At 35.1% G+C, this 12,211-nt stretch carries 9 protein-coding genes and 1 pseudogene; all 10 read right to left on the bottom strand.

Annotated features, from left to right (window positions below; genetic code table 11):
• Positions 1 to 96: 96 nt before the first annotated feature.
• Positions 97 to 1,023 (bottom strand): ArsR/SmtB family transcription factor, encoded by a 927-nt coding sequence (locus A4245_RS01685; protein ID WP_067725063.1) that lies wholly within the window; start codon positions 1,021 to 1,023, stop codon positions 97 to 99.
• Between the two features lie 661 nt (positions 1,024 to 1,684).
• Positions 1,685 to 2,238, bottom strand: a pseudogene (locus A4245_RS01680) (transposase); the annotation flags it as partial.
• Between the two features lie 1,270 nt (positions 2,239 to 3,508).
• Positions 3,509 to 4,450 (bottom strand): threonine ammonia-lyase, encoded by a 942-nt coding sequence (locus tag A4245_RS01675; RefSeq protein WP_067725059.1) that lies wholly within the window; start codon positions 4,448 to 4,450, stop codon positions 3,509 to 3,511.
• 59 nt (positions 4,451 to 4,509) lie between these two features.
• Positions 4,510 to 4,965 (bottom strand): RidA family protein, encoded by a 456-nt coding sequence (locus tag A4245_RS01670; RefSeq protein WP_067725057.1) that lies wholly within the window; start codon positions 4,963 to 4,965, stop codon positions 4,510 to 4,512.
• A 157-nt stretch (positions 4,966 to 5,122) separates the two neighbouring features.
• On the bottom strand, positions 5,123 to 6,124 hold the full coding sequence (locus A4245_RS01665; RefSeq protein WP_067725055.1) for an NAD(P)-dependent oxidoreductase: 1,002 nt from the start codon (positions 6,122 to 6,124) through the stop codon (positions 5,123 to 5,125).
• 31 nt (positions 6,125 to 6,155) lie between these two features.
• Positions 6,156 to 7,154, bottom strand: coding sequence for a LacI family DNA-binding transcriptional regulator (locus tag A4245_RS01660; protein WP_067725053.1), 999 nt, complete (start codon positions 7,152 to 7,154; stop codon positions 6,156 to 6,158).
• Between the two features lie 69 nt (positions 7,155 to 7,223).
• Complete coding sequence (locus A4245_RS01655; protein ID WP_067725051.1) at positions 7,224 to 8,420, bottom strand: iron-containing alcohol dehydrogenase; 1,197 nt, start codon at positions 8,418 to 8,420, stop codon at positions 7,224 to 7,226.
• A 30-nt stretch (positions 8,421 to 8,450) separates the two neighbouring features.
• A complete protein-coding gene (locus tag A4245_RS01650; RefSeq protein WP_067725049.1) occupies positions 8,451 to 9,887 on the bottom strand; it encodes an NAD-dependent succinate-semialdehyde dehydrogenase in 1,437 nt (478 codons plus the stop codon).
• Positions 9,888 to 9,894: 7 nt separating this feature from the next.
• On the bottom strand, positions 9,895 to 10,674 hold the full coding sequence (locus A4245_RS01645; protein ID WP_067725047.1) for an enoyl-CoA hydratase/isomerase family protein: 780 nt from the start codon (positions 10,672 to 10,674) through the stop codon (positions 9,895 to 9,897).
• Between the two features lie 13 nt (positions 10,675 to 10,687).
• Entirely contained in the window at positions 10,688 to 12,211 is a 1,524-nt protein-coding gene (locus A4245_RS01640) for an acyl CoA:acetate/3-ketoacid CoA transferase (protein WP_067725045.1), read from the bottom strand.

Below are 12,211 nucleotides of genomic sequence, written 5' to 3'. Positions count from 1 at the left end.
TTTTGTTTTAAAATAAATTATTAATCAACAAAAAAGTTGTTAAAAGAATATAGAATCATACTCTTTTAACAACTTTATGTAAATATACCAAATCGATTACTCAAAATCTATATGAAGCTTTATATCTTGCGGATAGTCACCAAAATCTCGGCCGAATAAGTTAATTCCACCTTTATGGATTGCGTCTTCTTTAATTCCTATCTTAAACGTTAAATAATTTCTTTCCATTATATTAAGATCTTGAACAGTAGTATTAGATAGTACAATATCATCTATCGTAGTTTGATCACTTGTCACTTTCCATGTTTTTAAACTACCGTATTGCGTATAAGTTTTTTCACTCCATTTTTTGGGATTTAGCTTACCAGGGCGATCGCCAAAGTCTCCAGGGCTAGTCCATGTTCCAATATCAACATTATTAATCCATACTGTGATATCAGATGGCCAATTAGAATCATAGTTCGGTGCCTCCGAACAAATCTCCACTGAAAACTGCACTTCTTTAATTTCTGATTTTGGAGGGATCCCTATTATCGGAAATTTATATTCAAAAAAGCCTTTTCTTGTCCATATTAATTGAGCTTTTGAACGTTGGGGACTATAAAAGTGAACGGGTTCATCTTCAGGAATGATAAATCCATCATGATTAGCGATACCACATGTTGGCGCAACCTCAAAGTCAACATAATGCCCAATAGGCATCTCTATTTGAAAGTGTTTATACTTTCTTGAAAATTGATTTTGGCTGTTTAACTCAATGTGAATATCATCAAAGTTTCTTGTAGCTACTTTCATTGCTCCCCTACTTGCTGGGCGTAACTCTGTTAAAATTAAACCAGATTCCTCCAATACCTTAATATGCGAAGCTGTTGTAGATATAGGAATATTAAGCGTCTCAGCCAACTGATGTACATTCATATTTCCTTTGTTTAAGAGACTAATTATGTTTAAACGAACTTCAGAAGATAATGCATGTGCAACTATTTTTAATTTACCTGGTTCCTTTATAGATAGTTCTAACAATTTTATCCCTCCAAGCCATGCAATTATTTCGTTATATTGCAATTAATATTCATCTTACTCTAAGATAAACGAAAAACCTGCAAATATCCATAATTTTTGTAATTAATAGAAGTAGAAAATGACCGCTTATCACAAAGGGGATATAAGGAAGAGAATTAAAACAGAAAAACTAAGTAGATAACTTTTCTTTTCCCTATATCTAACTAAAATAAAAACTTACGATTTATTCCCTGATTTTGTGAGAATAAAGATCTACGGGCTCGGGGCAAAACATCGTTACGCTTTCGATACTTACTCAGCGGTTCAATGGTTTTTGTCTCCTTAATACTCACCTAACAAAGTCTAGTCCTACCTTTTCCCTACCGCTCAATACCATAACTTTTGACTACAGCACCTTAGGGTGGTTTGCAATATCTACCTGTATAGCGATTGCGAGACACATGGAACATCGGACCATTTTTTTTACTTCAATCACTTGGTCTTGGAAGTTTGTATAGTAAATCTTTTGTGTTTCTTTTTCAATCAATTTACTTAAGTCTATCATGGTTTGAAATTTCCTGATTGGCCCATCTAAAGTATTAGGACAGAAAATATAAATAAAAGTATGGGTTATATAAAAAAAAGAAAAATACAAGTAAAATTAAATAATAAATACAAACAGTTCGATTGCCGGAATAATTTCCTTTTCCAATAACTCATCGTATATTTGATTGGACCTCTCCATTAAATTATCACTATACTTCTCCACGGATTTGCGCCAAACAAAGGTGAATTTATTTGCGTTCGCTTTAATCTTTGTCCCGTCAATAAATATCGCTTCTTCCTCAATTAAATTTTCTTGAACGAGTTGGCTACGAAACTGCACAAAACATTCACGAAGGATTTCTTCAACTAGTGGATTAGAACGAAAGCGATTGATGTTCCGGTAGCTTGGTTCGTAACCTTGAGATAGCCACATCATGCGTACACTATCTTCTAATAATCCTGCGATTTTTCTTCCAGAGAAAACAGATTGTGTATACGCACATAAAATAATTTTCATCATCATTCGTGGATGATATGGGGGACAACCAGTTTGGTGAATAAAGCCTTCGAAAGCTTTACTAGGTATACTTTCTACTAATTCATTTATGGAAAAGGCAACATCATCTTTTTTTAATTTAACTTCTAAATCTAAAGCAAAACTACTTGATTCATGTTATAATCTTTAAACATAAGGACACCTCCGATGGTTATTGTTTGGTCACTTTAATTTTATCAAATGGTGTCCTTTTGTTCACTAAAATAATAAATAGAAACAGAAAAATAAGCGTGATACCTTTTTTCCAATTTTCATGGAATGGTATCGCGCTTATTTTTATTTACTGGGGTTTTGTCCCAGCCTCTTTTCAATTAGTGAGAAACACAATATAATGAACCGAAAACACTTTTTACTAACTATACATTATTCACTGCAAAATCCACATCCTTTTTAATCCTATAAATTGTATTTCGTGCCTCCCTAACTTCTCGATTATAAATAACTTTATCTTTTCCGGTTGCCTAGTATGATATTTTTTCGTTCTAGCTTTAAACTTTCCTTCACACTGTGCATTTCTAATTCGTTCCCTTCCTCTTCAACCATCCATGACGGCAAAGTTAAAAACCAAACTGTCCATTCCTTCTAAATCTTTGTATTTTCGTGTATCAAGAATAGGCATACTACAATATCAATCTCTTCATCAATAAGCGTTTTACCACTCGTTACGATCTTTACGAATCTCTTATTTATTCTGACCAAAACAAACTAAGATCATGAACATCTAACACATCACAAAAATCGCATCTTGGATCTCAATAAGCTTTTAACTCCTTCAGTTGCCTATTTAAACTTTTACCCTTTGAACTTATTCTTGCAAAACCAAAAATTATATAATCTCCACCCTACACTTTGAACAAGTCTATTTGAACATATCGTTAGCTTGATAGTATCACATTTCCGTTTGTTCTAAATAAGTGTACTCAGATTCAACATAAATAAAAATGAATCCTCAAAATACTTTTATGTATAAAAGACAATACCCATCAATAAATCATATAAGGAGATGTCATAATGGACAAACTATATATTATATGGTTTGTCCACAAAGGGGAAAATATGACATAAGAGAAGTAAAGTTATAGAAAAAAGCCAATCATTTACGTAGTCACGGAGCTCAACGTTATAAAATCTCGGTTTGATCAAAAATTGGTCAACACCGGAGATTAAAAGAGAAGATGAGTATAACCATCCTTATAAACAACGATAATATTAAGACATTATATGGGTTATAAGGAGTATATATTTCAATATTAAGTTAAATTTAAATGATGACGGGACAAATAAACTATAATTTTAAACCTTTAATTGTAAATAAAATAGGAAGAACTTCATTCTCTAAACATTGTAATGTTTAATAATAAAACCGAAGTGCTCCCTTAAACCTTTTTACATATAAAATACTTATTAACCCAAAATGGAAGAAACAACAGAAGTGTCAACATTTCCTCCAGAGCAAAGTGCAACAATCTTTTTTCCTTCTGCTTCCCTTGTCATAGCTGCTGCAACTGCAACAGCGGCAGATGTTTCAATTACTTGCTTCATTCTTGTAAGAACAATCGTAAATGCAGTTTTTATTTCTTCTTCATCAACCAATACAATTTCATCTACATACTTCTGAATGATAGGGAAAGTTAATTCACCCGGTGTTGCAGTCCTTAACCCATCAGCTATCGTAGTAGAACCCCCAATATTAACTCTTTCACCTTTTAGAATGGAAAGGTATGTATCATTTGCAAGTTTTGGTTCAACACCAATAATGCGAACATGTGGTTTTATTTCTTTGATTGCTGTTGCTACACCAGAAATAAGTCCACCTCCACCTATCGGCACATAAACCTCATCTACTGAATCTAATTGCTCTAAAATTTCAAGGCCGATTGTTCCCTGACCTGCCATAATTAAAGGGTCGTCGTAAGGTGGAACATATGGTGCATTTTCCTCTTTGGAAATTTGCTTAGCTCTTCCAAGCCTTTCTTCAGAGCTTTCCCCACAAAACTCTATGTTCCCGTGATAAGCCCGAATTCCTTTTTGTTTACAAGCCGCAACATTGGCAGGCACAACAATAGTTGGGGTAAGACCTAATTTACGTGCTATATAACTAACAGCCTGGCCATGGTTACCGGATGATGCAGCAACAATCGACCTTGCACCTTTACTAGCTTCATTTATAATTTTATTTGAGGCACCTCTAATCTTAAATGAACCTGTTTTTTGTAGGTGCTCACATTTAAAAAATATTTGATTACCCACTTCTGATGATATACTTTCCGATGTCATCAAAGGGGTTTCATTAATAATTTTGGAGATATTTTCTCTAGCCTGCTTTATTTTATTAAGATTTACCATTAGATTTTCTCCTTAACTCGAAATTTTAGCTTAAAAGCTATTTTTATCTAAGTGTATATCTATTCAGTCGCAACAATTAGTTCAATTTCAACTGGAGATTGACCTGGTAGATCTCCAGCTCCGATTGCTGACCGGGCGTGTTGACCTTTTTCTCCAAATATATCAACAAGAAGATTTGAAGCGCCATCAATTACAGTAGATTGATCTTTAAATCCATGTCTCGCATTAACAAAACCCGTCATTTTTACAATCCGCTTCACTTTATCAAGGGAGCCAAGCTCATAATTTAATACAGTCAAAGCATTCACAATACAAATGCGGGCAGCTTCCTGTGCTGTTTCAATGGTTATCTCTTCACCAACTTTTCCACAATATTTGAGTTGACCGCTAACGCGCGGTAATTGGCCACTCACGAACGCTAAATTATTATGAATAACAACAGGAACGTATTCATATAATGGTTTTCTTGCATTAGGTAGCGGATATCCTAATTGTTCCATTTTCTTTTCAATCATTTGTTTAGTTAATCCTTTCCTAGTTTAATAACAATCTAAAATAAAAACTTGTCACACCCTTTGAGTAATTTATGCTTATAAGAGCACAGAAGTAAAGAGTTGTGACAAAGAATCTATCAATATATCAGTTTTGAAAATCAGGAAACAAAAATTCATATTACGTATGAATTAGTTTTTCTAGTCTACCATTTTCCTTAATTAAATTTTTATTATAGGTTGAGTCTGGCATTTCACCTGAGATCATCATCTCAACTAATTCCACTGTGCGTAGTGAGAGTTCTTCATAAACTCTTGAAGACCAGCCTCCAATATGTGGAGTAGCGATAACATTATCCAATTTCACTAGTGGATTTTCTACAATATTAGGTTCTGTTGCAAACACATCTAATGCTGCTCCTGCAATTTTACCTTCAACTAAATGCTCATATAGCGCTTTCTCTTGAACAAGTAAACCGCGTCCAGAATTAATGAACCATGCAGTTGATTTCATTAATGAAAATTCCTTTTCCCCCATCATACCTTCTGTTTCACTATTTAAAACGGCATGCAGTGAGACAAAATCAGAGTTCTTTAAGAGTTCCTCCATACTGCAAAGTTGCTCATCGGATTCAACCTCATTAATAAATGGATCGTGGACTAGAATTTTCATACCTAATGCTTTTGCAACTTTAGCAACTTTTCTAGCAATTGCTCCATATCCAATTAAACCTAGAGATTTCCTCCATAAATCAGGTAACGTATATCTTTGGGCAACGCCATTTTTTAATTCAGTATGGTGTTTAATGATGCCCCTACTAATTGCACATAAGTAGCCAATAACTAACTCCACTACTGGAGCCTCATAGATGCCGGGGCAATTACATACTAACACCCCATTTCGAGCAGCTGCTTCCATATTTATATTTCTTATGTCTACACCAGACCGAATAAAGCTTATTAGGTTAGGACAGTTTTCAAATAGCTCCTCATTACCTTCAAATCTTACTGTCGTAATAATAAAATTTGCCTCATGCGCCTTTTCTATCATTTCTTTTGTTGTTAGCTGTCTATCATATGGATTAAGTATAACATTTCCTAATTGCTTAAGCTTATTTAGGGATTTTTCTGGGTAAAGCATTTCTAGTTCTTTTGGTGTGTGGCTCAAGATAATGGTATACATTATATATCTCCTTCTTTAGGAATACCAATAATCAATGGCAACCATTTTTTAATAAATTTCCACTTTCCTCATGGCAAGATTCCCGTACTATCAGTTCATAATCTGGTATATTTATGGATGGTAATTCTATATTTGGTTCAAGTTCATTTAATAGCTCATATACTGACTTTCGCGCAATAGCTTCATGGTCTATTGCAATCGTAGTTAACCCTACTGACTCTGCAAAAGGAATATCATCCCATCCAACTAAAAAAACATCCTTTCCTAATTTGAGCTTAGCACGACGTAAATAATTTAATACTCCAAAAGCAGCATAATCACTTGCGGTAAAAATTGCTAATGGCACTCCCCATTTTCTGATTAGCTTTTCTGCTGCCTTTTCTGCATCTTCAAGATCATAACCACCTTGTACAATTAAATCTGGCGAAAATGCTTTCCCGTGTACTTTTAATGCCCTTTTATAGCCATTTATCATAAAGTTTGAATTTGGATGGTTTCCCGGAGATCCAATGTGTGCTACAATAGAATGATTTTGTCCCAATAAATGTTCTGTTGCGATATATGCCCCGTATTCGACATTACTCACTTCAGAAACTGAAAGTACAACACTGTTTGTGCTATATTGGTTAATGGAGGTTAGGGTTTTCTCATCTAAAGCAACAACAGAATAAATTAACCCATCTAACCTTCCCCCTCCACAGAACGATATAATTGCATCGTTAACCCTTTTTTGCCCATATGTTGTGAAAATGGATAACCTGTAACCATACTCAGCCAAAGTTTTTTCAATATAATTTGCATATTGTACGAAGGTTGGGTTAGAAATATCTCTTAATATTAGTCCAACAACATTTTTCCTTTTTGATCTTAATGCTGCAGCAGCAGAATTAGGAACATAACCTAACTCTTTTGCTGCTTGTAATATTTTCTGTTTTGTTTCTTCCTTTAAATTACCTTTATTATTTAATGCATAAGAGACCATCGCTTTAGAATAACCTGATGCTGCAGCAACATCCTTAATTGTAACCATATATTATCCTCCACTCTTAAAATATATCACCTTCATTCATTTTACCAATCTTCTGTGATTTGGCAATTTCTATAGAGACTTACGATATATATCTTCAATTTCCTTTGCATTTACACGACGCGGGTTAAAGTTTAGTAGTCCATGAACTTTAGCCTGATCAACCATTGGGGATATATGTTCTTCTTTCACTCCCACATCCGCAAGACCTGATGGTATTCCTACATCTTCAACTAATTTTCTTACTGCATCTAGTGATTTTTCAGCCGCAATATGCTTTGGAAGACCTTCTACATTTTCACCCATCGCTTCCGCTATTTGTGCAAATTTCTCAATTCGTCCATTTAAATTAAATTCCATACAGTGTGGTAACAAGATTGCGTTTGCAACACCATGCGGAACACCGGCTACTGGTGAAAGTGGTTCAGACATCGCATGGACAATTCCTAACTGCGCATTATTGAATCCCATTCCAGCAATGGTTGCTGCAAACTGCATGTTTAAAGTTGTTGTTACATTTTTAGGGTCGGCTACTACCGATCTAAGATTATCAGAAATGAGTTTAATAGCCCCAATTAGTAATGAATCTGTTAGTGGAGTTGCAATATTTGACACATATCCTTCAATAGCATGTGTTAATGCGTCAACTCCAGTTGCAGATGCAACAGAGGCTGGAATATTAGCAAGCATTAAAGGATCTAAAAATGCTACATTTGCACGCATTCTGTCGCTACCTACATTTAACTTTCTAGAGCGAGAACTTTCTGTAATGACGGAACCTCTCGTTACTTCACTTCCTGTACCACATGTAGTCGGGACTACCATAAATGGAATAGGATCATTAGGAAATAGATCAATACCTTCCCAATCAAGAATAGAACCTTCGTTAGTTCCCATCATTGCCATTGATTTAGCAGCATCAATGGAGCTACCTCCACCTATCGCAATGACAATATCACAATTGTTTTCTTTAATGATTTGTCCACCTTTATCAATTGTTTGCCAATGTGGATTTTCTTCTACTTCATTGAAAATTATTGTTTCAATATTATTCTTTTGTAAAGACTCAATAATCGGTTCCGTTAATCCTAATTTGCTGATCACAGGGTCTGTTACAACTAGGGCATGTGTTCCTTTTAATTTTTCTGCATGAGCTCCAACTTCACTAACACAACCAGGACCAGAAATAATACGTGTTAAAATAATATATTGATGAAATGCTTGTTGAAATTCAAATTGATTTGGTGATGCATTGTATATTCCATTCATATAAAAATCCCCCATCTTATTTAAAATAAATTACTTTTCTAGACGAATAGATACAGCTTTTGAATCAAGAAATTCCTCAATACCCTCTTTTCCGCCTTCTCTTCCAATTCCACTTTGTTTCACGCCACCAAATGGACCATGGTCAACAACAGGTGTTGTATCATTTACACCAACAACTCCAAATTCAAGTTGTTCACTTACTTCATAAACTTTCTTCAAGTTATTTGTATAGAAATAAGCAGCTAAGCCATTTGGTGTATTATTTACTCTTTCGATAATTTTTTCATCATCATCAAATTCTATAATTGGTGCAACAGGTCCAAATGTTTCATCTTTCATTAGTTCCATTTCTTCATGAATATCTTGTAAAATAGTAGGTAAATAGTAGTATCCCGTTTGCATTTCTTTGTTCCTGGATCCACCTGTTACAAGAGTTGCACCTTTATCAAGGGCATCTTTTACATGCGTTTCTATTTTCGAGATTGCTTCTTCATTTACCAAACTACCTAAATCAGTGTTATCTAAACCATTTCCTTGAGTTTTTTTATTCATTTTTTCAGCTAGTTTTGTTGTATATTCTTCTACTACGTTTTTGTGTACATAGATTCTGTTCGCACATACGCACGTTTGTCCAGAGTTTCTTAGTTTGTTAATTAATGTACCCTCAACAGCTAAGTCAATATCAGCATCATCATAAACGATGATAGGCGCATGCCCACCCAGTTCCATTGAGACGTGTTTTACCGTAGAGGCACAAGCTTCAATAATCTTTTTGCCTACAGCGGTCGAACCAGTAAATGAAACTCCCGCTACTTTTGGGCTATTAAATATTTCATTACCAATCTGTTTTGTGTCTCCTACGATGAAATTTGCTACTCCTTTCGGAAATCCAGCTTCTTCAAATAATTTAGCAAGTGCAAGTGCAATTAATGGAGTGTCACTAGCTGGCTTAACAAGAACTGGACACCCTGCAGCTAAAGCTGCTGAAATTTTTCTACATAAAATATGTAGAGGGAAGTTCCATGGAGTTATTGCAGCAACAACACCGATTGGCACTTTATTAACAAAATTTCTTTTCTTACTATCAACATTTGGAAGGGTTTCACCATTTATTCTTTTAGCCTCTTCAGCATACAGCTCAAATATCTTTGCAGAACCATTCACTTCCATCTCAGCCTCATATAACGGTTTCCCCTGTTCCATTGTTAATAAGCGTGTTAGACTCTCGGAATTTTCAAGTATTAGATTTTTAATTTTATGGAGCAATTCAGATCGTTTGAATACCGTTGTTTTAGCCCATTCTTTTGATGCGTTATACGCAGCATCAATTGCCAATTTTGTCTCTGCTCCCCCAGCTTTCGGTACAACAGCTATAATTTCTCCTGTTGATGGATTGATAGAAGGAAAAGTTTCTTTAGATAAAGCATCCATCCACTCACCATTAATATATAACTTATTAGTAATCATAACTCCTTCACTCCCCTGTAAAGTTTGGTTTACGCTTTTCTAAAAATGACTTAATTCCTTCTGTTCTGTCATGAGATATAAATATTAAATCACTTGCCTTCTTCTCTAACTCAATGCCTGTAGGTAGTGTACCTAAACTAGACTGGTTAACTAAAGATTTGGCGACTTGAACAGCATATGGCGAATTTTTACTTATTTTTTCTGCTAACTCGAGTGCAAGCACTAATCCTGTTCCACTTTCCGCCACTTTATTCGCCAAGCCAACTTCCTTCGCTTCCTGGGCTGATAATGGAATTCCTGTTAATATCATTTCTTTTGCATTTCCTAATCCAACAATTTTGGATAGTCTTTGCGTACCACCCCATCCTGGGATCGTACCAATTCCCACTTCTACTAAGCCAATTTTTGCACGTTCTTCAACGATACGAATATCACATGCCAAAGCAAGTTCACACCCACCACCAAGAGCATGCCCATTTACTGCAGCTATGACAGGAGCTCTAAAGTTTTCAATCATCTGAAATACTTCATGTCCTAATTCAGTCTGTGTTTTTCTATCTTCCTTGGTTAACTTGATAGCTTCTTTAAGATCAGCACCTGCTGCAAAAACTTTAGGTCCACTTCCAGTTATAATAACTGCCCTAACCTCTTTATTATCCGAAAAAGACTGCAAAACATTTTTTAAATTATTTAACGTTTCAATGTTTAAACTATTTCTCTGTTCTTCTTTATTAATAGTAATGATCCCTACTGAACCTTGAATCTCAACTAATAAGTTTTCTGACATAAAATCACCTCCATTATCTATAAATACATGAGTCAATTGTCTTCAATTGTTCTGAAATGATTGGTTTAAATCTCATATGAGGTAAAATATCTTCCTCAACAGATATTCCAGGTGCAATTTCTATCAATTCGAATCCCTTATTCGTTAATTGAAATACACATCTTTCTGTTACATAGTAAATTTCCTGTCCTTTTTCTATTGCATTTTTTGCACTAAATGTTATTTGTTCTACTTGATCAACAAATTTTTGGTGTTTTCCTTCTTGATTAATTGTTACTTTATCTTCCACAAAACTAGCATTTAATCCGCCAGCGGTAAATGTCCCACAGAATACTATTTTTCTTGTTTTGTACGTTATATCTACAAACCCCCCACAGCCCTGTACTCTGCCTCCAAATTTGGATACATTTACATTCCCCTCTTTATCTATCTCTGCAAAACCTAAGTATGAAATATCTAGAAAACCTGCATCATATAAATCAAATAGAGATGGTGAATCAATTAACATTCTTGGATTATGTTGTAATGCAAAGAATAATCCACCTGGATTCACTCCTCCTAAAGCCCCATGTTCAACGGTAAAGATATGTTCATTTTCAGTTCCCTCTTCGTACGAAATTCGTGGCATTTCTCTTGGCATTCCAGCACCTAAATTAACAACCTTATACCCTTCCATTTCCTTAGCTGCTCTCTTTAAAATGTAACGAGCAGGCTTTTCTTTAGGTACTTTTGATATTTCAGGAACTGGTGATTTAATTTCTCCAGCAAAAGAAGGATCATAACCGTCATGTGTTAATAACTGACGTTGCTCTGGATCTACTACAACAGCATCTACAAGCATGCCAGGGATTTCTACCAATCTAGTAGGTATAGTTCCAGCTTCAGCTATTCTTTCTACTTGAACAATAACTTTCCCACCACTTGCTTTCGTTGCAAGAGCTTGTGCTACAATCCCTAAAGACAACACTTCTTTTTCCATGCTAATGTTACCTTCAGTATCTGCTGTTGTACCTCTAATAATTGCAAAATCTATCGGTGTTGCCTTGTAGAATAAATATTCCTCACCATCAACTTCTACTATCTCAACCATATTGTTTTCGGTTTTTTCATTGAGTGCCGTTCCTTCTACTCGAGGGTCAGGGAAAACACTTAACCCAACTTTAGTTAAATATCCTTTACTACCATTCGCTAAAGTTCGTAATAGTTGGTACGTAACACCCATAGGAAGTTGATGTCCCTCTATTTTGCCTTCCTCAATCATTTTCGTTAGCTTAGCCGCATCCCAACTACTACCAATTGTTTTACGAATCAAACCTTCATGAGCTAAGTGATCCAGCCCTGCCCCAGGAGCTCTACCTACCCCAACGGTATGAAAGTCAACCAGGTTATTCGGTTTTCCTGTTTCTAAAAAACGTTTTTCAAGGGCGGTTAATATCGCTTCTGGAACAACGTACTGATTACATCCGCATATTGTAATAGTGGAATTATCCGTTATCATTTCCGCAGCTTCTTTGGCAGAAACAATGTTTGGTTTCAT

Origin of the sequence: Oceanobacillus damuensis, assembly GCF_001618145.1 — a bacterium.
In the GTDB taxonomy this organism is placed as follows: Bacteria; Bacillota; Bacilli; order Bacillales; family Amphibacillaceae; genus Oceanobacillus; species Oceanobacillus damuensis.
The sequence above is the reverse complement of the archived record's forward strand: the minus strand, read 5'-3'. Positions and strand labels throughout refer to the sequence as shown.